Origin of the sequence: Flectobacillus longus, from assembly GCF_030056705.1 — a bacterium.
GTDB lineage: Bacteria > Bacteroidota > Bacteroidia > Cytophagales > Spirosomataceae > Flectobacillus > Flectobacillus longus.
On record NZ_JASHIC010000002.1, the window covers coordinates 215,969 to 239,465 of the forward strand.

Consider the following 23,497-nt stretch of genomic DNA (forward strand, 5'->3'; position numbering starts at 1 on the left):
TAAACTACATTAAAAGGTTAGCAAAATCTTTGATAACCTTTAACAAATTATTAACAACTCTCCAAAATTTCCACTGTTTGTTATACTAATTAAATTATCTTATTTTTGATACAGCTTTAAGTCAAAGAGTAGATGTTGGATTTTAACTTGGAAAACTTAAACTCGCCATCAACTGTATCTTTAATTCTATTTTTATCAGCCCGAAATTGCCGTGTTGGAAAACGAACTACTGTCAGAAACAATTTTATTTAAAAAAGAGTCGGTTATCGAGGATTACCGTCTTGCACGTATTAGCCGTGAATGTTCTTTACTGGTAAGGAAAGAAGTATTTGCTGGACGTGCCAAGTTTGGTATTTATGGTGACGGCAAAGAGCTCGCCCAAATTGCCCTTGCAAGAGCTATGAAGGCAGGTGACTTTATTTCTGGGTATTATCGTGACCAAACGATTGTGGCTGCTGTAGGTGATTTGACTTGGCAACAGTACTTCGCACAACTGTATGGTCATCCTGATAAGGCACATGACCCCCACACAGGCGGGCGTACCATGAACAACCACCATGCTACACAATGGCTAGATGCTAATGGGCATTGGGTAGACCAAACAAAATTATTCAATTCTGTGGCTGGTATATCTTCTACCGCTGGACAAATACCAAGAGCTATTGGTATAGCCTATGCTTCGAAGCTTTATCGAAATGTTCCAGAACTTCAGGGCGCAATAGCTGATAAGTTTTCGAAACATGGCAATGAGATATGCTTTTCGACTATTGGTGATGCGTCTACTTCGGAAGGAATGTTTCTGGAATGTATCAATGCCGCAGGGGTTTTGCAGATACCTTTAGTAATGGCAGTTTGGGATGATGGCTATGGAATTTCGGTGCCAACTCAATATCAAACTACCAAGCATTCTATTTCAAAGGCTCTAGCTGGTTATCAACGAACAGACGATGAAGCTGGTCTTGAAATTATTTCCGTAAAAGCTTATGATTATGTAGGCTTGATGGAGGCTTTTCATAAAGCAGCTCAGCTGGCTCGTGAAAACCATATTCCTTCTTTAATTCACGTAGAAGAGGTTACCCAACAACAAGGACACTCGGCTTCTGGCTCGCACGAGCGCTATAAATCTCCCGAACGTTTACAATTTGAAATAGACTTTGACTGTAATACTCATTTCAGAAAATGGATTCTTGACAACGAGTTTGCTACAGAGGAAGAACTATTAGCTATAGATCAAGAAGCGGTAAAAATTGCTCGTAAATCTCAAAAAGATGCTTGGCAGGCTTACATGGACTCGATTAAGCCCGAGAAAGACGATGCTCTTTCTTTGATGAATCAAGCGGCTGTAGAAAGCAAGAATGGTGCTACAATTAAACAAATCGTCGAAGAACTTCGTAAAACCATGAACCCTATCCATCGTGATAGCGTGGTGGCGGTAAAGAAAGCTTTACGTTTGTTAAGATTCGAAAATTTTCCTGCTAAACGTGGACTAATAGAGTGGCTTGAAAAATCAAAAGAAGCTAATTTTGACCGTTTTAACTCCTTTCAATTTTCTACTTCGGATAAATCTGCTCTGAAAATTGCATCACAACCAGCTATTTATGGCGAAGATGCGCCTCTGGTAGATGGTCGTGAAGTTTTAAATAAAAACTTTGATCATTGGTTAGCAACAGACCCTCGAGTTTTTATTATTGGTGAAGACGTAGGTAAAATTGGTGACGTTAACCAAACACTCGCTGGTTTGCAAGACAAATTTGGAGCATGGAGGATAACCGATACAGGTATCCGTGAAATGACCATTGTAGGACAAGGTCTTGGTGCTGCTATGCGCGGACTACGTCCAATTGTAGAAATTCAATATTTAGATTATATATTTTATCCATTTGCAACCTTGTCAGATGATTTGGCATGTTTGCATTATCGTACAAAAGGTGGACAAAAATCGCCTATGATTGTGCGTACTCGTGGGCACCGCTTGGAGGGAATCTGGCACTCAGGTTCGCCAATGGGAGTTTTATTAAATGGATTGAGAGGGGTACATTTGTGTGTGCCTCGCAACATGACCCAAGCGGCAGGTATGTACAATACTTTGCTCCATAGCGACGATCCTGCTGTAGTGATTGAGTGCCTAAATGGTTATCGACTCAAAGAAAAACTGCCTTCAAATTTGCACGATACTCGTGTACCTCTGGGGGTTCCTGATATACTGCGAGAGGGAAGTGATGTTACTATTGTTACCTATGGCTCTATGTGCCGTATTGTGATGGAGGCTGCGTCCCAATTGGCTCAGGTAGGTATAGAAGTTGAAGTTGTAGATGTTCAAACGTTATTACCATTTGATTTAGGACACAAAATCGTAGAGTCAATCAAGAAAACGAATCGAGTGATTTTTGCCGATGAGGATATGCCAGGCGGAGGTACAGGTTATATGATGGAAGAGGTATTAGATAGACAAAATGCGTATCGTTGGCTCGATTCAAAACCAGTTTGTATTGCTGCCCAACCGCATCGTCCTGCTTATACGTCAGACGGAGATTATTTCTCAAAACCCAATGCTGACACTGTTTTCGATGCCGTTTATGAAATGATGTCAGAGGCTCAGCCAAGTCGTTTTCCCAAGTTATACTAAGCTTGAGAGGGTGATTTTTTTGAATACTTGATTTTGAGTTGAAGCTCTTAATCAAAAGCGTTCAAAATAATTCTTGAAGATATATCAAAATTGCAAAATTCGGTAAGGTAACTCTTACCGAATTTTTTTATAAAGGATACTCATCTTACAGGTACAATCTGTTACAAAAAACGATCCTCTCGGATTCATTTTTCAAAAAAAATGGTTTACTCTATAAAATCAGTATTTTATAGAGTAGTTTTGTGATAATTGTTTGGAGAGTGAAATTTTAAGAATAAAATTTTATCAAAAAACTCTCCAAATGATATTATTCTGTACCAAATTATGCAAAAAGGAGCTAACAATACATATTGGGGAAATATCAAAGAGGGAATCAAAACTTCTTTGAAAGGTTTGTCTTTGTCATTCAAGCACTTTAAAGATGCTCGACAAAGTCGCAAACCTATTTTTGTAGATGACCCACATTATTTCGACCAAAAAACAGGGATTGTAACTACACAATATCCTTATGAGCAACTCCCCGTACCAGATAATGGACGTTATCAGTTGCACAACGAAATGGATGATTGTATTGTATGTGATAAATGCGCTAAAATATGTCCTGTCGATTGTATTGAAATTGAACCTATTAAAGCAACTGGTGTAGTCAGTTATGCTTCAGATGGCTCAGCGATTCGTTTGTATGCTGCCAAGTTTGATATTGATATGTCAAAATGTTGCTTCTGTGGCTTGTGTACAACAGTATGTCCTACCGAATGTCTTACCATGAAAAAGGAGTATGACTTTTCTGTATTTGACATTACCGAGCACAATTTTGCATTTGGAAATCTTACAGAGGAACAAGCTGACGAAAAGAAAAAATTGTATGAGCAGTACATGCTCGAAAAAGAAGCATTTAAAAAGGAAACTTCCGCTCAAAAAGCAGAACCGAAAGTTGCTACAAAACCTGCTTTCAAACCAGCAGCTCGTCCTGTAGCTAATACTGAAATTCCCGCAGAGGCTTCAACTGAAGCTTCTGCCGAAGCACCAAAGCCAGCGCCAAGACCTGCTTTTAAACCAAAAATGAAGGTTGAAAGCTCAGAGCCAAAACCTATTATAGATGAGACCTCTACTGAAGATACGCCGAAACCAGTAGCTCGTCCAGCATTTAAGCCAAAAATGAAGGTTGCACCTTCAACCGAGACTCCTGTTGAAAATACGACAGAAGTCACCGATGAAAATATCACTAATGTTGCTGATGAAGTAAAACCTGCTGCTCGTCCTGCTTTTAGACCGAAGTTTAAACCAGCGTCAAAACCATCTGAGGAGGTATCTGAGCCAGTTGTAGAACCTAGCGCAGAGGTATCGCCAGAAGTTGAAACACCAGCAGAGGAAGCCAAACCCGCTCGTCCTGCTTTTAGACCGAAGTTTAAACCAGCGTCAAAACCATCTGAGGAGGTATCTGAGCCAGTTGTAGAAGCTAGTGCAGAGGTATCGCCAGAAGTTGAAGTACCGGCAGAGGAAGTCAAACCTGCTCGTCCTGCCTTTAGACCGAAATTCAAAGTTCTAGCAAAGACAGAAGAAGAAATATCTGAACCAGTTGTTAAAACAGAACAAGAGGAAGTAAAAGCAGAAGAGACCAAACAGGAAGATACTGCTACGAATGAAGAAGCGCCCAAGCCTCGTCCTGTGTTTCGTCCAAAATTTAAAAGACCAGAATAAGGTTTTTGAAATAGATATTTGACCAACCATAAATCTCAAGAGTTTTGATACAATTTGTATTTATAGCTTTCATGGTATTGACTTTAGCTTCGGCTTTGGTCGTATTACTTACCAAAAATGTCTTGTATGCAGCCTTTAGTTTGCTTGGTACATTTTTAGGAGTATCAGCATTGTATGTATTGGCAGGGGCAGATTTTTTGGCTGTAGCCCAAATCTTAGTTTATGTCGGAGGTGTATTAGTACTCCTTATTTTTGGCGTAATGCTAACCAATCAACAAGGAAATAAAAGCCGTGGACGCAACGATATTACCACCGAAAGTTCCAACCGAGTTCTTGGGGTATTTGTGATGTTGGGTTTTAGTGCCACTTTGTTATATACTTTTGGTAGAGCAAGATTTTTGACCATTCAAGATAGCTTATTTGAGGCTGTAGAACCTACTTCTACTACTCAAACGATAGGAGTAGAGCTAATGACGAACTATGTATTGCCTTTTGAAGTCTCAGGTGTATTATTGATGGCAGTGCTAATTGGGGCAGCTTATTTAAGTACAAAAACTAAAAATTAATCAATTCATGGATAACAGTTTTTTGCCTTACTACTTACTCACAAGTGCCTTGTTGTTTAGTATTGGACTAGCTTTGGTGGTTGTCAAACGAAACATTATTGTGGTACTGATGGGTATCGAATTAATGCTTAATGCTGTCAATGTGAATTTGGTGGCTTTTAGTAAAAATGACCCTAGTCTTCAAGGTCAAATATTTTCTTTATTCGTAATCGTTGTAGCGGCTTGTGAGGCAGTAATTGCTTTGGCTATTGTTTTGAAGGTTTATGAACATTTTAAAACAGTTAATCTTGACGAGATAAATGAGCTAAAGAAATAGATTTTTTCGATGGTACTTTTCTCTTTCGTATTCAATCCTGTCTGCCCAGGTCTGATATATATAACTTCATCAATCTAGTAATAGGTAGAAATTACTTTTATTTTAAACAATGGCAAAAAGCAAATCAGTTTCAGAATCGCTTACTACCATGACCGAAATGATTTTTCCGAATGATACCAATACACTTGGAAATTTGATGGGTGGAAACCTCATGAGAATGATGGACGTAGTAGGAGCTATTTGTGCACAAAAACACTCGAACCGAATCGTAGTAACAGCGTCTGTTGACAATGTGTCGTTCAAGGAGTCTATTCCACTTGGAAGCGTAGTAACGCTACAAGCTAAAGTGACTCGTGCATTTAGTTCTTCGATGGAAGTGGTGATTGATGTGTGGGCGGAAAATATTCCCGCGAAAGAAAGAGTATCGACCAATAAAGCCTTTTTTACCTTTGTGGCAGTAGACCAATCGGGTCGCCCTATTGATGTGCCTCAGGCTGTACCCGAAACTGAAGATGAAATTGCATTGTATGAAGGAGCATTACGTCGTCGTCAATTGCGTTTGGTATTGGCTGGTCGTATGAAAGCTCAGGATGCTGTCGAACTAAAATCGATTTTCGAATAAACGTTTCGAGTAACGATATAACATAAGTTATTCTAAATTGAGTGAATGAGTGATTATTATCTACATTCAAATAATAATCACTCAATCACAAATCACTCAATAATTTCAAGTCTCTCCGATGAAAAAGCAATAGGCTTTTCCTTAAACAATACCTTAGTCGCTGCCCAAGTTTTTTGAAAAAGCTCAGAATCACGATATTGATTCAAATGATTTTCGCTTTCCCAATAACTGTAAGTCATAAAAATATTGGACTGGTTGGCATCTCTAAGTAATTCTAGATGAAGGCAACCTTCAAAATGCCGAATCTTATTTTTGGAGCTATTAAAAATTTCAAGAAAATCATCCACTTTATCTTCCTGAAAAGTCATTCTTACAATTCTAATAATCATCTTTTTCTTGGGTTTTGTTTTGTTATTGCTGTAGGTTTTCGACTTATGGCTATCAGGTGATATGTTTGATTTTACCTGATAGCCGTAGGCTAAATATCAGTTATTTTATCTTAAATTTTTCCATGCCTTTGCGGTCTTGTAAAGTCACGAAAGCTTCTTTTTGGTTTGGACTAAACACAAGGTTACTGGTTTGTTTTCCTTTGGTACTAACTTCTTTTATTAGCTGTCCCGAAGGATTGAAAATAAGGATTTTTCCTAATCCCCAGCGTGTGGTATATAAATTACCCGCCTTATCACATTTCATTCCGTCTAAGCCTCCATCTTTAAAGGAGGTAAAAAGACGTTTGTTGCTAATATTCCCTTGAGCATCTAGGTCAAATGCCCAGATATTACGCTGGATACTTTCGTTGACATACAACGTCTTTTCGTCTGGACTTAGGCAAATACCGTTGGTTGTACCCATATCTGACGTCAACAAATGCGAAGAGCCATCTGTATCGATTCGCCAGATTTGACCTGTACTTTGTTTCCAATTTGGATCACTAGCAAAGAGTACATTTTTACGAGTAATACAAATATCATTAGGTTGATTGAAGCGGTCATTATGGCTAAATACCGACACCTCTTTGGTTTGCACATTTACTTTCAATACGTTATGACCAGAGAAATCCGCTAAGTACATAGCACCTTTGTCATCAAATTGGATAGCATTGGCAGTACTTCCTTGTGGCAAAGTGAGAAATAATTCACAAGAACCATCTGGCATCACTTTAGCAATAGTGCCGTCTTTTTGAAAATTGACAACATAAAGTTGCCCTTTTGAATCAAAATTAGGACCTTCGATGTTTTGAGTAAACAGATTTTCCTTAGTGAAATCTTGTGCTTGAAATAAAGTTTTGGGGCTACAAGATGAAAGCCCGATAGCTGCGATAGCGCAAGCGAGGTAAGTTGACTTTAACATAGTTGATTAGAAAAATTGGATAGTAGATTCGAAGATAGGAGTAATAGCGGAAATTTAAAAGTTTTGAATTGCCACAAGATAAAGGAAAAGCGAAAAAACGCTAGCAGAGAAACAGAGAAAGATATAACCAAAATATATTCTTTTTGTAAGAATACATTCGAAATCATGTTAACTAAAAAGAAATAAACTGCAAACTTTCTTCGGTTTAGTGCATATTATTCCAAATTTGCCTAATTTAGATGCAATTTATGATGCCTAAAGCTAGGGTTCGTAATAAATACTCAAAATAAGATTCTATTTTCGATTCATAAATCGTAAATTGCAACATCATTTGAATTTTTTGTCGAGTTGTCGAGAGCTCAAAAGCTGTAAAAAGTAGAAGAATTCGATAACTTTCCCCAATCATATCCCTTAAACTGTAACCGAAAGATGTCTTATCAAAGAAAGACCAAGATTGTAGCTACGATTGGCCCAGCATCAGAATCACCAGAGATGTTGACCAAACTTGCCCAAGCAGGTGCAAACATATTCAGACTTAATTTCTCGCATGGTACTCATGAAGACCACCTTCAGAGAGTAAAAAACATTAGAGCTGTATCTGAAGCATTAGGTACAAACCTAACAATTCTTCAGGATTTACAAGGTCCGAAAATTCGTACTCAGCTTGTAGAAAACAATGGCGTAGAATTGATTGCTGGAAAAACGCTTACTTTCGTAATGGACGAAAACGTTGTAGGTACATCAGAAAGAGTAGGTACTACTTACACTTCAATGTACTTAGACGTAAATCCAGGAGAGCGTATCTTGATGGATGATGGTAACTTAGAAGTAAAAGTATTAGCAGTAGACAAAGAGAAAAGAGAGGTAGTTACCGAAGTAATTTATGGTGGTATCTTGAAATCTAAAAAAGGTATTAATCTTCCAGGTACAAAAGTGTCATTGCCATGTTTGACTCCGAAAGACGAAGCTGATTTATATTTCGGTTTGGACAATGGTGTTGACTGGGTTGCGCTTTCATTCGTACGTAAAGCAGATGATATTTATGATATCAAACAAAAAATCGCTGCTTACGGAAAAGATACTAAAGTTATCGCTAAAATCGAGAAACCAGAGGCTATCGATAACCTAGACGAAATTATTGCTGCTACTGATGCTATCATGGTAGCTCGTGGTGACTTGGGTGTTGAAATGGATGGTGCTGAAGTACCGCATTTACAACGTGTAATGGTTGAAAAGTGTACTCAAGCTGGCAAACCAGTAATCGTTGCAACACAAATGTTGGAATCAATGATTACAAATCCAGTTCCTACACGTGCTGAAACTTCTGACGTTGCTAATGCAGTATTGCAAGGAGCTTCTGCGACGATGTTGAGTGCTGAGTCTGCTTCAGGTACTTATCCTGTGAAGTCTGTAGAAACAATGGCACACATCCAAGAGGTGGTTGAAGAGCAACAAAACAAAATCGAAATCTTTAAAGGTGACGAGGCTGCTATCTACTTCAAAAATCACTCGTTGGCAAACAATGATTCCAAATATGCCTTGAACGATCGAATGATTGCTAGTGCATGTCGTTTGGCTCGTGATACTAAAGCAGAAGCAATTCTTTGTATTACAAACAGTGGTTATACTGCGTTCCGTTTGTCGGCTCACCGTCCTAAGGCTAACCTTTATGTATTTACTTCAAACAAAGCTATCATGACTGTGATGGGATTGTTGTGGGGTGCTAAAGTATTCTACTACGAAGCTGATGGCAAAGATGTAGAAGCCACAGTAAATGGTATGACAGATATCTTGGTAGCTCAAGGATTGCTTGCTAAAGGAGATACGTATGTAACTACTTTGAGTGTTCCTTCAAACAAAGATTTGAAAACTAATACTGTACAATTAGGTGTAGTTGAGTAATATACCCTTTTGATAATCAAAAAAAGTAAAATCTTAAATATAGGAAATATTACTTAAGCGATTATTATTTTGCTCAATAGCTAAAATTCTAAAGAAGACGTACCCTCATGGTACGTCTTCTTTTATTATTATACAAAATTAAAACTATTATTTTAAGCTCGATGATAGCAGGAACTATCCCTTTTTAGAGTAATTTGTAGAGCTTATTTGAGCTGGATGACGGTTTTGTTGTGTTTTTACGGTAGTAAGCTATTTTAAATGGAGCCTTGTGAAAAATGCGTTGTAAGAGGGGAAATAAAGAGACTGTCGCTATTTCTTATTAGACGGTAGGAATAATTGGCAAGAAAGTTGTTAATTTTATCCATAAAATACATGATAGTCGTGAGAAATGGGATTTGATGCAGTCTTTCCTGAAGCAATTAAGTAAAACTTGCCTTAGCAATCCTTCTAGTTTTTGATGTTAATTTTTAATCATTTGAAGAAAAAATTAACATTTTGAGCAAAGACGATTTTTCGAATCTGTTTGACTAAAAATAGGGCTGAGTTTTTCGAAATAATCAATAAGGACACAAAAAATGCAATAGAATTTGCTATATTAGCAATAAATCCGAGGTATTTACTAAAATATCAATCCTGATTAGTTCACAGGTGTTGAACTGTTGTTGTTAATTAATTGAAAATCAGTTACTCAGGTATGGCTAATAGACTGCCTTATTCTCCAAGAGCTGGTAACCGCCATTATCACGACTTGTTAAATTTACAACCGATGAGTAAGAAAATTAAAACTATCTTGGTCGATGACGAAAGACTCGCACGCCAAGAGCTGAAGTACTTGTTACAGGAGTTTTCAGATATTCAAATTATTGATGAAGCTGAAAACGTAGATGAGGCTTTGGAGAAAATACACCGACTTCAACCTGATTTGATTTTTCTAGATATCGAAATGCCAGAGAAAAATGGTTTCGATTTATTAGAAGAATTGGAATTTGTTCCCAAAGTGGTGTTTGTAACGGCCTACAATCAATACGCAATTCAAGCATTCGAGTCTGAGGCAATGGACTATATTCTAAAGCCTACAAAGACTGAACGTTTGGCCAAAACGATTGAGAAAGTGCGTTCTGAAATTCAACAAGAAAGAGCTACTGCTGCTGTTTCTGAAGGTCGATTATCTCCTGATAAGCGTATTTTCTTGAAAGATGGCGAAAAGTGCTATTTCGTTAGATTGTCAGAAGTGTTTATGATTGAATCAGTTGGAAATTATTGCCGTTTTCATTTTGGTAATAATCGTCCTATGATTCACCGTTCATTAAACAAAATTCAAGAGCGACTCGACCCTACGATTTTCTTTAGAGCAAATCGCCAACAAATCATTAATACTGAATATATCCATGATATTGACTCTTACTATAAAGGTGGGATGAAAGTGGTATTAAATAATGGTATCGAATTAGAAATTTCGACCCGAAACTCTGTAGCTTTCAAAGAAATGATGGGAATATAAGTAAGTCTCATTTTGACAATTCATATTTATGATTTTAAAAATATACAAAGACTAAATATAATTCCTATAAGAAAATATTTCTAGAGCTTGGTAGCTATTGCTATCAGGCTTTTTTATTATGTACTCGATTCTTTCCTGACAATTATCTTCTCACAACTGAAGACTTTTCTCTAATTTTGTCTCTATGCGTATTTTTAAAACACTTTACAATATCTGGGCAGCGTTCTGGCTGATATTTATATTCTTGTTTCTGTTTCCTTTCTTCTGGTTATTTCTGCAAAAAGAATCATGGAAACCCCAAGCTCATTATCTGAATCGTTTGTGGGGAAAACTGTATTTTCCAATTATTGGTGTGCCTATTCGTGTTGAATATCGTTTTCAGCCTGATACACAAAAAGCCTATGTTTTTTGTGCCAATCACTTTTCGTATTTAGATATTGCTGCCATGGGAGTTGTGTTGAAAAACTACTACGCATTTGTGGGCAAAAGTGCTATTAAAAAGGTGCCTCTTTTCGGATATATGTTTTCTAAACTACATATTCAAGTAGATAGAGAGGATCGTAGTAGTCGTGCCAAATCGATGACTCGCTCGGTAAAAGCCTTGCAAAGTGGGCGAAGTATCGTGATTTTCCCCGAAGGTGGAATCAAATCTAAAAAACCTCCATTGATGCACAAGCCTTTGAAGGATGGTGCTTTTGTGATGGCTGTTCAGCAACAGGTGCCTATTGTGCCTGTTACGTTTGTGAATAATTACAAAATTATGTTCGATAGTAATCCTTCGCTGACTCGTATGCCTTTGCGTGTGGTTGTTCATGAACCTATTTCTACTATTGGTAAAACTCAGGAAGATATTGAAGCTTTGAAAGAAGAAGTATTTCAAGTAATTCAAAGTACGCTTTTGGCATATAACTCATAATACCTGTTAGTTTTTAGTGTACTGATATTTGATAAAGATAAGGTCGTCAGTTTTAAACACCGATTACTCAACGAATTTGCCAATTATCCACAAATGTTATTTTTAGAACTAATTCTTTATCTTAATTTGCATCATAAGATGAATATTTCTGAATCTAAAAACTAAAACATACTATCTATGTATTCGCACGAAATTGATTACAAGATTCTTGGTGAAGATATCCAAATTGTAGAGATTGAATTGGACCCTAATGAAACCGTTATTGCCGAAGCTGGCGCTATGGTTTATATGGAAGATGGCATTACTTTTGAAACTAAAATGGGCGACGGCTCAAATGCTGATAATTCTGTTTTGGGTAAAATCTTCCAAGCTGGGAGTCGTTTGTTGACAGGTGAGTCCTTGTTTATGACGCACTTTACCAACCGTGGTTATGGTAAACGTAAAGTAGCTTTCGCAGCGCCACATCCGGGTACTATCATTCCTATTAATTTGGCTACTATGCCAGGTAATACTTTAATTGCTCAAAAAGATAGTTTCTTATGTGCAGCTTTGGGCACAAAAGTATCTATTACTTTTAACCAACGTATTGGTTCTGGTTTCTTTGGTGGTGAAGGGTTTATTCTTGAAAAATTACAAGGCGACGGCTTGGCATTTGTACACGCTGGTGGTACAATTGTTGAAAAGTACTTGAATAATGAAACATTGAGAATTGATACAGGTTGTATCGTAGCCTTTGAACCAACCTTAAGTTACGACATTCAACGTGCAGGTAATTTGAAGTCAATGGTATTTGGTGGAGAAGGACTTTTCTTAGCGACTATGCGTGGTACAGGACGTGTTTGGATTCAATCAATGCCTCTTTCTAAATTAATCCGTACTCTTTCTCCTTATGGTCAAAATACCAACAAGGAAGGTGGTTCGGTTTTAGGTGGATTAGGTAATCTATTCGAAGATTAATCGGAGGTGTAAATTTTGCAATAAAGTTTACATAAGAACGTTTCCTCTTAGATTTTATATTTGAATGATGTAGTTTTGCAAGTATTATCAGCCTATCCAAAGCTTCTAGCTATTTGGAATATGGCACAATCACCAATAACTACTTTTGTAATGAATCTCAAAAAAATTCATACATATATGATTCAAAGAAAACCTCATGGTCTGATGGCTGTGAGGTTTTCTACTTTGTTAATAATCCTTTTGATGAGTGTATCTGCTTGTCGTCAAAAAAAGGATGATGATGGTTTTACGCCCAAGCCCAAAGGCTATAATCGCATTGATTTACCCAAAGCCGAATATCAAATGCTAACCGAAAAACATCCATATAGCTTTGAGTATTCTAAATATGCTATCATTAAGCCTGATACTGTTCGATGGGCGGAGCCACACTGGATTTATATTTATTATCCTGAAATGAAGGCAATGATTCAGTTGACTTATAAGTCTTTGAATGGTGACCAACAAAAGCTTGCTAAACTTATTGACGATGCACACCGTTTGGCAGCAAGACATAATATCAAGGCATATTCTATCAAAGACTTGGTTATGAAAACTAAATCAGGCAAAACGGCTAAGTTAATAGAATTAGAAGGCGAGGTGCCAACGTATGTTCAGTTTTATATGACAGACTCTACTAAACATTATTTACGTGGTGCTTTGTATTTTAATACTGCAACAAAAAGTGATTCTTTAGCTCCTGTAATCGACTATCTCAAAACCGACGTCATTCGTTTGATTAATACCTTGCAGTGGCATTAGTGGAATTGTGAATTGTGAGTGAAGAATTGTGAATTTCTTGAAAAGTCCCATTTAAAATTCCTACAGAAAAACTAGGAAATGATGAAAGGTTTGTGCTAGTTCAAAAAAAGACTCACAATTCACTCATTCAAAATTCACAATTATTTTATCGGTACTACCAATTTTACACTGATGTTTCTTCCCATGTTATAAACTCCGCGTCGTTGTGTAATGGGGTTGGTGTCGAGATATTTTAGTCGACTTTGATGGTTTTGATATGCTAAGTCAAAGAGGTTGTTGACATTGATATAGATAGAAGCAATTGTTTTTTTGTCTTTGTTCCGCCAAGTCATACCTGTTCCTAGATTTACTAGGGTATATGCTGTTGTAATCGTTTCGGTATTGTAAGCCAAAAGCACCTGATTTTGGGTTTGATGATGCTCTAACTCTGCTAAGAAATACACATTTTCTACATATTTCCCCCAAGCTTTTTTACTCCATTTTACTTGACTAATCCATCGTGCTGGTGGCATAAATGGCAAATACTTTGACGAGTCGTTAGTGGCTTGTTGATTAATGCCTTTAACCATTGAATAGCTTTGATTAATACTTAACCAAGGTACAGGAGTAAAGTTGACAGTTGCCTCCAAGCCTTGCAAAAGCGCATTACCTTGTACATATCTAAACACAGGCACTTGATTAATCAGAGAATCCTTGCCATTTGGCGCCTGAACTCTTTCAGAATAGGTATAATGCTGAATTTGATTTCTAAACCAGCTCACATCAAGATACCATTGACGATTTTCCCAAGTAAAACCAATATCTGTCTGTAGCGAAACTTCCGATTTTTGGTTTACATTACCTATTTCATAACGATAAGTTCCTGCATGTTCGCCATTAGATGATAGTTCTGGAACAGATGGTGCACGGAAACCTCTGGCGGTATTGGTTCGCAGACTTAGGTTTGAATTGAGTTTATAAACGACCCCCAAACTTCCTGTGATATTACTGTAAGAATTACTGAGCCCCCTAAAACGCTCTTCTACAGCTCCTTGAGGCGATGTCTGAAATTTGCCATCCGCATCTACATAAAGTTGTGCGATATTTAATTGACGGTAGTCATACCGAAGTCCTCCGCTAACAATCCAATTATTCCATTTCTTTTTCGAAAAAACAAAAATGCCTTTATCTGCTAAATTGAAATTGGGATATAGCGTTTCATTGCCTTTATTGTTCATATTTTGCCATAAACCATTGCTTCCAATGCTGGTTTCCCATTGATTGCGTTCGGGCAAATGTAAACGAATATCGTAGTAATAGTTTTGTAAAAAGAAATACAAATCAGGCTCTGAAGGTCTGAAAATATTTCCATATTCACGGCGGTGATTTTGAGTGTAAGAAAAAACAAAGCTCAAAGAAGAAGCTCCCAACTGAAATAATGAGCTACTTGTCCACTTATAATTGCTTAGCGCTTGAGAATTACTAGGGTTGATGGTACGACCTGCGAGTTCGTCAGACGATACAGGAATTAATTTCTCTTCTCCATTTTCCAAAACAGATTTGACAAAATGCCCTTGTGAATCACGTTGTCCATCAATGATATTGATATTTTGCCCAAACTTTGAAAAGTACAAACGGGAGTATCCCCATTTCTTTTGAACACCGACTATTCCTGAAAAATTAAGTTCATTGAAGTTTGAACCCCAAACTCGACCATCATATTTATTTTGATAGTTTTGCCCATCTTTCATACTAAATCTAGCTTGCCAAAGTAAGCCATTTTGATTATGTGCCAAAGTGCCAGATACTCCATGAAATCCTTGATTACTCTGATAATTGTACAAAATGTTTCCTGCCAGAGGAGTGTTTTCGGCAGGTAATATTGAAATGACAGACATCACACCTCCTATACCATCTGAGCCGTACATCAACGATCCTGCTCCTCGAATAATCTCATAACGATCAATTGAATATTCGTCGATGTGCAATGAGTGTTCTTCGCCCCATTGGTTATCTTCTTGACGTACCCCATCGTGCATGGTAATAACTCGGTTGAATCCCAAACCACGAATAATAGGCTTAGACAATGTGGCGCCAGTGGTAATTTGCGACATGCCAGGGAGCTTACTAATAGCATCGACAAGGTTGGTACTACCTGATTGAAGCCATTGTGTCTTTGAGAGCGCCGCAATAGGAATAGGGCTTTCTTTAATAACCGTCTTACTTGCCGAGCCAGAAACAATGACTTCTTCGAGCGAAACCGCACTTGGCGTAAGGGCAATTTGAAAAGTAGTATCTGATTTTATGCTGATTTTTTGAGTGAAAGTTTTGTATCCAATATGGCTTATCTGGAGCATATAACTCCCTTTTTTGACTTCCTCAAAGCTGAATTTTCCAGAATTTTGACTTAAAGTGCCACGACGGAGTTCTACCAAATACAGATTGGCTCCAATGATTTCTTCCTTTGTGTCAGAAGCAATCACATTGCCTTGGAGTCGCACTTGTGCTTGAGTACCAATAGAATACAATATGCCAAGTAATAGTAATAATTTTTTCATGAGAGTGAAACAAGAATTTTGTAGGGCTTAGATAGTTATAACTTAAGTAATAGTTTAGTTTTGGTTTATTTAATTTTTAGATTAATCTAAAAATTAAAACAAATATAGGCTAAAAAATATATTTGTCAATACTTATTCCTCTAAAAATCAGAATAGAACAAAGTTTGAAACATCAACTCGATTGTATCAAAATGATTTTTTCCTTGTTATTCCCTTCCTATCTGCTTTGTTTTTTGCCTAAGAATTTTAACTTTGTAAGACAAGCCCAGTTTAATTCATCAACATACCACACATGCAGCAAGATTTTTTTGCCAAGATTGTTAACTATCGCCGTTCGGTTCGAGTATATGATGCTCAAGCTGAAATAGACGAGCAGATTATCCAGAAAAGTTTGGAGTTGGCCACACTTTCGCCCAATAGTAGCAATATGCAACTCTGGGAGTTTGTATGGGTTAGTAGTCCTGACAAAAAAGAAGCTATAGCCAAGGCCTGTTTCAATCAGTCTGCTGCTCGAACAGCCCCTCATTTGATTATTTTCTTAACTCGCCAAGACCGTTGGAAAAATATGGCACAATGGAACTTGGACAATATCAAAAAGCAATTTCAGGGAAAAGAACTTACGGGTCGTGATAAGCGAGCTATGGATTATTATGGAAAATTGATGCCCTTGTTTTATCGCAATGACTGGTTTGGCTTTATGACTTTGCTTCGCAAGCTTATCGTTCTGGTCAAAGGATTTAATCGCCCCTTTCTGAGAGTTTCATCACATGCCGACCAACGAGTGATGGTGCACAAATCATGTGCTTTGGCAGCGCAAACTTTTATGCTGAGCATGGCATCTAATCAATATGATACTTGTCCGATGGAAGGCTTTGATAGTCGTTTGGTCAAAAAATTGATTGGTGCACCAGCAGGAGCAGAGGTTTGTATGATTGTAGCTTGTGGAAAAGGAACAGAAGATGGCGTTTATGCAGCAAGAACAAGAGTGCCATCTGAGCAAGTAATTCGGAAAATTTGACATTAATACTAAAATCCACAACATTCACTTTACTAAAACTTACCTTTATTTATGAAAAAATACGTTTTGTTAGTGCTTTCGATGTTATCATTCGCAAGTATGGCACAAAAAAAGAAGGCTGCTACAGCGAGCCCTTTGGAAGCTGAGAAGCAAGCAATGATTGGTAATCTTGACAAACGATTCGATGAATATGCCAAGATTTCAAAACAAATATGGGACTATGCAGAGCTGGGCTATATGGAGGAAAAGAGTTCTCTTTTATTGCAAGAGCAATTGAAAAAAGAAGGTTTTCAGGTACAAGCGGGTATTGCAGGAATACCAACTGCCTTTGTAGCAACTTATGGTGCAGGAAAACCAGTAATTGGTATTTTAGGCGAATATGATGCTTTGCCAGGCTTAGCACAAGAGGCTACTCCAGAAATCAAACCTATTCCTAATCAAAAAGGAGGTCATGGATGTGGACATAATCTTTTTGGTACAGCCTCTGTAGCTGCTGCTATTGAGGTAAAAAACTGGCTTCAAAAATCTGGTAAACCTGGTACTGTCAAGATATATGGTTGTCCAGCCGAAGAGGGTGGCTCGGGTAAGGTATATATGGTTCGTGAAGGATATTTCAACGATGTTGACGTGGTATTGCATTGGCATCCAAGTTCAGCGAATGCGGCGGATGCTAGTACTTCGTTGGCTAATAAAAATGCTAAATTCCGTTTTAAAGGCATCGCATCGCACGCTGCTGCTGCACCTGAGCGTGGTCGTTCGGCACTTGATGGGGTAGAGTCGATGAACTATATGATTAATATGATGCGTGAGCATATTCCTCAGGATACGCGTATTCATTATGTAATTACCAAAGGTGGCGAGGCTCCAAACGTAGTGCCAGCTTATGCCGAGGTGTATTATTATGCTCGCCACAAAGACAGAGCCATTTTACAAAGTATCTGGAAACGAATTGAAAATGCAGCACAAGGCGCAGCGTTGGGTACAGGTACAAAAGTTGAATGGGAAGTATTAGGTGGTGTCTATAATCTTTTACCAAACGTAACTTTAGCAACGCTTGTTCATCAAAATATGCAAAAAGTAGGAGGGGTGGTTTATAATGAAGAGGAGAAAAAATTTGCAGAGAAAATAGCAGAAACTCTCGGCGAGCAAAAGCAAGATATTAACAATGCTACTAAGATAAAGAATTTTAATGATGCCTCAGAAAGTGCAACCTCAGGTGGTTCGACCGATGTAGGCGATGTGAGTTGGGTAGTACCAACCGTTGGTTTAGGAACTGCAACTTGGGTGCCTGGCTCGTCGGCACATAGCTGGCAATCTACTGCTGCAAGTGGTATGTCTATTGGCCAGAAAGGGATGATTGTAGCGGCAAAAACGCTAGCAATTACTGCACTAGACTTGTTGAATGACCAAGCTACCATCGACAAAGCCAAAGCTGAATGGCTTGAAAAGCGAGGAGGAGCAGATTTTAAATATGAAGCCTTGTTAGGTGACAGAAAACCTGCTTTGGATTATAGAAAGTAAACATGAGTTATTCCCAATTTAGTGATTGAGTGTATGAGTGATTATTTTTAAGATGAATTTCACTTGTATAGACGCAATGCTTTGCGTCTAAAAATATGTTATTCTAAAATATAGTATCAAAAAGGCGTTCGAAAAACTCATTTCGAACGCCTTTTTGATTAAGTGCCAGTATATTAATAACATACGAGCAGATTTTGTGGAGATGCAACTAACTTTTGGAATCATAGTTTGCAGCAAAAAGTATAATGTCGAAACCCTCAGGATAAAATTGATTTCTAATCTTTAATGGTCTGAAACATTAACAAAGTACTGGTATTTGGGTATTTCAACATTCGAGGGGATTCTTATTTTTTAATAAAAAAGTTGATGTGAGAATGACATTTTTTGAAATCAATCGTTTCTATTTAGATGATATTATTTTTTTATTTTAAGCTAAAAGAATTAGGTTTTAACAAACAGAGGGATATTTTTTTTACATAAAACTTATTACCTTTATTCTAAAGCCTCATGATTAAAATTCCATTTTACCCCATTCTTACTTATGAAAACACTAGGATACCTTTGCTTCACTTTATTACTTTTTGTCAACCTATCTCAGGCTCAAAATTCTCTTAGCCCAGAAGACCAAAGCAAAATCAAACAACTTATAGCCGATGAGACTAAAGCTTTTTATGCCAAAGACTATGAAACATGGATGATGCTTTATCGCCAAACTCCACAAACGTATTTTGCGCAATACGATAAAGGTCAGTTAATTGTTAAAGATGGTTGGGATGCTCTGAGTTCTTGGGCTATAACTTGGTTTAATGATGGCAAAAAAGGAGTAAAGCCCACTTTTTCAAGAGAAAAAACAAACTTTAGAAAGGTAAATCCTACCTATGTATGGGTTACCTTCAAACAGGTAAAAAGCTTGGATGGTAAAAAAGAAACTTCTCAAGAGTTAAGAATTGTTGAGCTAATTAAAGGAGAATGGAAAATGGTAAATCATACAAGCATGCCAGCATCAACAAGTTCTGTCAAAGAAGAAACTACAGTTTCAGAAAAAGATAAAAAATCCTCAGTTAGGTCTGAAAAGAAACAATAATCGTCTAAATCTCAAATAAGCATACATTTTTGCAAGATTGAATTTTACTTTGTAAAAAGTATTTAGAAAAAGGAATAAAGGCACAAAGCGTTTTACAGCTTTGTGCCTTTATATTTGAGTAAATATTTGACATTATTTAAAGAAAAGGCCTATGTCACACAAAATAGGATGGAAGACCTCCACCATGTTGGTTATCTCCAATATGGTTGGAACTGGTGTTTTTACCAGTTTAGGATACCAGTTAGTAGATGTCCAAAATGTCTGGAGTATTGTATTGCTATGGGTATTGGGAGGTATTTTAGCATTGATAGGGGCATTTACTTTTGCCGAACTAGGAACGCATTACAATGAATCTGGTGGCGATTATATTTTTGTCAGTAAAGGTTTTCATCCTTTCTGGGGGTATCTTACTGCTTGGGCTTCTTTGATTGTTGGTTTTTCTTCTCCTGTAGCCATTGCAGCCCTTGCGATGGAAGCTTATCTGAGTCCATTCGATATACCTAATTTACGTTGGTATATCGTTTTGTTGATTATTTTGATAAGTTTATTACACTCATTTTCGCTCAAACATAGTAGTATTTTCCAGAATATTACCACGGTAGTAAAAGTGCTTTTTATAGGTTTTTTGTTAGGAATCGGCATCTGGTATGCACCTATTCCCCAAAATGCTATCAGTATTCAAGTACCGATTTGGAATGAAATTACTAATACTGGTTTTGCGGTTTCACTCTTATATGTGACCTATGCCTACACTGGCTGGAATGCTGCGGCGTATATCGTAGGCGAAATACGAAACCCTAGTGAAGATTTGCCCAAGGCATTGATTTTGGGAACATTAGGGGTTATTGTGGTATATGTGCTTTTGCAGTTAGTATTCTTAAAATTTGCTACTTATACACAATTAAAAGGACAAGCTGAAGTAGCTATTTTGGCGACTCAAAATATATTAGGGCCTACTGCCAATAAGTGGATTAGCGCAGGTATTGGCTTCCAATTGATAGCAACCATGAGTTCTTATATTTGGATTGGGTCAAGAATAGTACACTCGATGGCGCAACATTATACTTTATGGAAATGGATTCGCCCTACTAATAAACATGACGTACCCATCAGAGCAATATGGCTATTATGTGCCGTGATTTTGATTTTATTATTATCAGGAAGTTTACAACAGATTTTACTCTATTCTTCTTTTGTACTTCAATTAATGGGTACAATCGCAGTGGCAAGTTTCTTGAAAATCCCTCATGAGGGTGACCGCTTCAGGAGCCCACTGAGTCCTTATATACAGTACTTGTATGTAGTTTTTAGTATAATAGTTTTGCTATTTATCATTTATGACAAACCTCAAGAAAGCTTTATTGGTTTAGGGATTTTGCTAATTGGAGCAGTAACGTATTTATGGTCGAAGAGGATGTAAAATAAAAAAGAGCTATCCCTAATTTTGGTATATTTAAGGAAAGTCACCCTGTTTTGTTTGTTTGGAATTGAATTTTGGAGAGGGCTAAAATTTGCATAGATGTAAAGGATATGTTGACAGTTACTTAAAAAAGGCGTTCGAAAAACTAGTTTCGAACGCCTTTTTTGATACTATATTTCGAATGATAGCTCTTTAGACCCAAAGTATTGCGTCTCTACAAGCAAAATTCATATTAAAAAAATCACTAACTCGCTCAATCCGAATTCCAAAATCAACAATCCCAAATCTAAATGACTGGCATAGCAAATAGTTTTACGTCTTCGAGGTTGATAACATCGCCACACATGATGACTAGGCGTTCAACTACGTTGCGAAGCTCACGAACATTACCTGTCCATGGAAGTGCCTGAAGGTACTTCATTGCATCGTCGGTTACTTCTTTGGTTGGCTGGCCATACTCGTCTGCAATATCTTGTAAGAATTTATCAACCAATAAAGGTACGTCGGTAGGACGCTGATTCAAAGCAGGAACATGGATAGGAATCACGTTCAGACGGTGGAATAAGTCTTCACGGAAACGTCCTTCGGCAATTTCTAATTGTAAGTTTTTATTCGTAGCCGCAAAAACACGTACATTGATTTTGATTTCTTTGTCGCCACCCACACGTGTGATTTTATTTTCTTGCAAAGCACGCAGTACTTTGGCTTGTGCCGAAAGGCTCATATCGCCAATTTCGTCCAAAAATAAAGTACCTCCATCTGCTTGCTCAAATTTTCCGATACGTTGTTTGATAGCAGAAGTAAAGGCTCCTTTTTCGTGTCCGAATAGTTCAGACTCAATCAGTTCTGAAGGAATAGCAGCACAGTTTACCTCAATTAAAGGCATGTGTGCACGATTACTTCTTTCGTGAAGTCGTTTCGCAACCATTTCTTTTCCCGAACCATTAGGTCCTGTGATTAAGACACGAGCTTCGGTAGGTCCAACACGGTCAGAAGTATCAATTACTCGGCGAATAGCATCCGAATCACCAACAATTTCATTGAGCTTATATACTCTCTTTTTGAGTACTTTGGTTTCAGTAATCATTTTGCCTCTTTCTAAGGCATTGCGTACTGTTACCAAGAGTCGGTTCAGGTCTGGGGGTTTCGAAATAAAATCAAAGGCTCCACGTTTGGTTGCTTCAACAGCTGTTTCCACATTACCAAAAGCCGAAATCATAATGAATTGAGTACCTTTGCCCATTTCTGTGGCTCGCAGCAACAAATCCAAACCTTCGATTTTGGGCATTCGAATATCACAAAGAACTACATCATAGTCATTGTTTTTGACCATTTCTAGCCCTTGTTCTCCATCACTTGCTTCCTCTACGCTATATCCTTCGTATTCGAGAATATCTCGTAGTGCGCCACGGATGGCTTTTTCATCGTCGATTATTAATAGTTTTGCCATAGGCAGATTTTAAATTTTCTGGCGAACTGGTTCGTTTGGATTAGGGTTGGTATATTTAATATTAGCAATTTTCAAAAATACACAAAATTTAAAGGTTTTAGACTAAAACGCCTCGATAATATGAAGTTTTATTAACTTTCTAACAAAAATATATCGCTACAGTCGCTTCTAATGGTGGTTGGTCAAAGTAAAAAATATAAAATTATCTTATCTACTTAGTATATATTGGTTTTAGCCAAATAGATTTTTTTAGCCACAAATATATTTTGGTTTATTAGCCCAAAGATGTGGCTCGCTACTTTTAAATTCTTTCAGAAAGATACATACTATACGTAATTTTTAGCTTAAGGTTACTAAAATATTGACTTTTGTTAAGTTTTTATGGTAATTCTTTGCCACAATGTGGGCAAAATCGATGTTTTTCTCTCTCTTTCTTGTGAATATTGATATGCTCCGCAAAGCCCGAAGCTAAAATACCTGTAGGCAATGCAATAATAGCAATTCCTGAAATAGCGATTATTCCGCCGAATACTTTTCCTAAAATTGTAACTGGATAAATGTCTCCATAACCTATTGATGTTATGGTAGTTATGCCCCACCATAAAGTTGCAGGAATACTCGAAAAAACTCGTGGTTGCGCTGGACTCTCAAGGTAATACATTACCGAAGAGGATATTAAAAGAAGAAAAATCAAAAATACAAGGCTTAATACTAGTTCTTCTCTCTTTTCTTTGATTACTCCTTCTATGACTCGTAGTGCATGAACATATCTAGAGAATTTGAATAGCCTGAATACCCTAAATAACCTAAGAATACGGATTAGACCAGTATCAGAAGTAAAGTGAGATACATAAAAAGGCAAAATCGCAAGCAAATCAATAATACCGCCTGTAGAGGTCATGTATTTTAGTCGCCCCCAAATAGGATGTTTGTATTTCTCATTTTCAGTACAAACCCACAAGCGTAAGCAGTATTCTATGGTGAAAAATACAGCAGAAAAATATTCAAAATCAACAAAAACTTCATCAAACTCTCGACGAATACTCCGAACAGAATGAAGAATAATCGCTACAGTATTGAGGGCAATAATACTCATAATTAGCACATTGACTAACCAGTTGACTCCGTTTTTTTTCCCTCTTGCTACTTCTAAAACGTGATATACTTTGTGTTTGAATGTATGCTGCATAAGCACTTATCGTTTTCAAGAAT

At 37.3% G+C, this 23,497-nt stretch carries 19 protein-coding genes; 14 read left to right on the forward strand and 5 right to left on the reverse strand.

Annotated elements, in window-relative coordinates:
- Positions 1-211 precede the first annotated feature (211 nt).
- From QM491_RS02280 to QM491_RS02300, 5 genes are all read left to right on the forward strand, one after another.
- Positions 212-2,626: an alpha-ketoacid dehydrogenase subunit alpha/beta gene (locus QM491_RS02280; protein WP_283325631.1), complete on the forward strand. Its 2,415-nt coding sequence runs from the start codon at positions 212-214 to the stop codon at positions 2,624-2,626.
- A 324-nt stretch (positions 2,627-2,950) separates the two neighbouring features.
- A complete protein-coding gene (locus tag QM491_RS02285) occupies positions 2,951-4,327 on the forward strand; it encodes a 4Fe-4S binding protein (protein ID WP_283325632.1) in 1,377 nt (458 codons plus the stop codon).
- A gap of 44 nt (positions 4,328-4,371) precedes the next feature.
- Positions 4,372-4,893 (forward strand): NADH-quinone oxidoreductase subunit J family protein, encoded by a 522-nt coding sequence (locus QM491_RS02290; protein WP_283325633.1) that lies wholly within the window; start codon positions 4,372-4,374, stop codon positions 4,891-4,893.
- Between the two features lie 7 nt (positions 4,894-4,900).
- Positions 4,901-5,209: an NADH-quinone oxidoreductase subunit NuoK gene (gene nuoK / locus QM491_RS02295; RefSeq protein WP_095160186.1), complete on the forward strand. Its 309-nt coding sequence runs from the start codon at positions 4,901-4,903 to the stop codon at positions 5,207-5,209.
- A 109-nt stretch (positions 5,210-5,318) separates the two neighbouring features.
- Positions 5,319-5,831, forward strand: a complete 513-nt coding sequence (locus QM491_RS02300; RefSeq protein ID WP_283325634.1) for an acyl-CoA thioesterase — start codon at positions 5,319-5,321, stop codon at positions 5,829-5,831.
- A gap of 92 nt (positions 5,832-5,923) precedes the next feature.
- Here QM491_RS02300 and QM491_RS02305 read toward each other — a convergent pair whose 3' ends face one another.
- Positions 5,924-6,220, reverse strand: a complete 297-nt coding sequence (locus QM491_RS02305; RefSeq protein WP_283325635.1) for a putative quinol monooxygenase — start codon at positions 6,218-6,220, stop codon at positions 5,924-5,926.
- Between the two features lie 100 nt (positions 6,221-6,320).
- Positions 6,321-7,181 carry an SMP-30/gluconolactonase/LRE family protein gene (locus QM491_RS02310; protein ID WP_283325636.1) on the reverse strand — a complete coding sequence of 287 codons (861 nt, stop codon included), beginning with the start codon at positions 7,179-7,181 and terminating at the stop codon, positions 6,321-6,323.
- 429 nt (positions 7,182-7,610) lie between these two features.
- On the opposite strand from QM491_RS02310, the gene pyk reads away from it, so the two are divergent.
- The 5 genes from pyk to gldD all read left to right on the forward strand — a co-directional run bounded on the left by pyk (position 7,611) and on the right by gldD (position 13,255).
- Positions 7,611-9,083 carry a pyruvate kinase gene (pyk, locus tag QM491_RS02315; protein ID WP_283325637.1) on the forward strand — a complete coding sequence of 491 codons (1,473 nt, stop codon included), beginning with the start codon at positions 7,611-7,613 and terminating at the stop codon, positions 9,081-9,083.
- Positions 9,084-9,777: 694 nt separating this feature from the next.
- Positions 9,778-10,584 (forward strand): LytR/AlgR family response regulator transcription factor, encoded by an 807-nt coding sequence (locus QM491_RS02320; protein ID WP_229241890.1) that lies wholly within the window; start codon positions 9,778-9,780, stop codon positions 10,582-10,584.
- 184 nt (positions 10,585-10,768) lie between these two features.
- The gene (locus tag QM491_RS02325) at positions 10,769-11,500 is read left to right on the forward strand and encodes a lysophospholipid acyltransferase family protein (RefSeq protein WP_283325638.1); all 732 of its coding nucleotides are present in this window, start codon (positions 10,769-10,771) and stop codon (positions 11,498-11,500) included.
- 177 nt (positions 11,501-11,677) lie between these two features.
- Positions 11,678-12,457, forward strand: coding sequence for a TIGR00266 family protein (locus QM491_RS02330; protein ID WP_283325639.1), 780 nt, complete (start codon positions 11,678-11,680; stop codon positions 12,455-12,457).
- Between the two features lie 177 nt (positions 12,458-12,634).
- Positions 12,635-13,255, forward strand: a complete 621-nt coding sequence (gldD, locus tag QM491_RS02335; RefSeq protein ID WP_283325640.1) for a gliding motility lipoprotein GldD — start codon at positions 12,635-12,637, stop codon at positions 13,253-13,255.
- Positions 13,256-13,395: 140 nt separating this feature from the next.
- Here gldD and QM491_RS02340 read toward each other — a convergent pair whose 3' ends face one another.
- Complete coding sequence (locus QM491_RS02340; protein ID WP_283325641.1) at positions 13,396-15,792, reverse strand: TonB-dependent receptor; 2,397 nt, start codon at positions 15,790-15,792, stop codon at positions 13,396-13,398.
- Between the two features lie 292 nt (positions 15,793-16,084).
- Here QM491_RS02340 and QM491_RS02345 point away from each other — a divergent pair, with 292 nt between their 5' ends.
- From QM491_RS02345 to QM491_RS02360, 4 genes are all read left to right on the forward strand, one after another.
- The gene (locus QM491_RS02345; RefSeq protein ID WP_283325642.1) at positions 16,085-16,810 is read left to right on the forward strand and encodes a nitroreductase family protein; all 726 of its coding nucleotides are present in this window, start codon (positions 16,085-16,087) and stop codon (positions 16,808-16,810) included.
- Between the two features lie 51 nt (positions 16,811-16,861).
- Positions 16,862-18,331 (forward strand): amidohydrolase, encoded by a 1,470-nt coding sequence (locus QM491_RS02350; RefSeq protein ID WP_283325643.1) that lies wholly within the window; start codon positions 16,862-16,864, stop codon positions 18,329-18,331.
- Between the two features lie 541 nt (positions 18,332-18,872).
- A complete protein-coding gene (locus QM491_RS02355; RefSeq protein WP_283325644.1) occupies positions 18,873-19,415 on the forward strand; it encodes a hypothetical protein in 543 nt (180 codons plus the stop codon).
- Positions 19,416-19,566: 151 nt separating this feature from the next.
- Positions 19,567-20,835 carry an APC family permease gene (locus QM491_RS02360; protein WP_283325645.1) on the forward strand — a complete coding sequence of 423 codons (1,269 nt, stop codon included), beginning with the start codon at positions 19,567-19,569 and terminating at the stop codon, positions 20,833-20,835.
- 286 nt (positions 20,836-21,121) lie between these two features.
- Here QM491_RS02360 and QM491_RS02365 read toward each other — a convergent pair whose 3' ends face one another.
- On the reverse strand, positions 21,122-22,285 hold the full coding sequence (locus tag QM491_RS02365) for a sigma-54-dependent transcriptional regulator (RefSeq protein ID WP_283325646.1): 1,164 nt from the start codon (positions 22,283-22,285) through the stop codon (positions 21,122-21,124).
- Positions 22,286-22,664: 379 nt separating this feature from the next.
- Entirely contained in the window at positions 22,665-23,474 is an 810-nt protein-coding gene (locus QM491_RS02370; RefSeq protein ID WP_283325647.1) for an ion transporter, read from the reverse strand.
- Positions 23,475-23,497 lie beyond the last annotated feature (23 nt).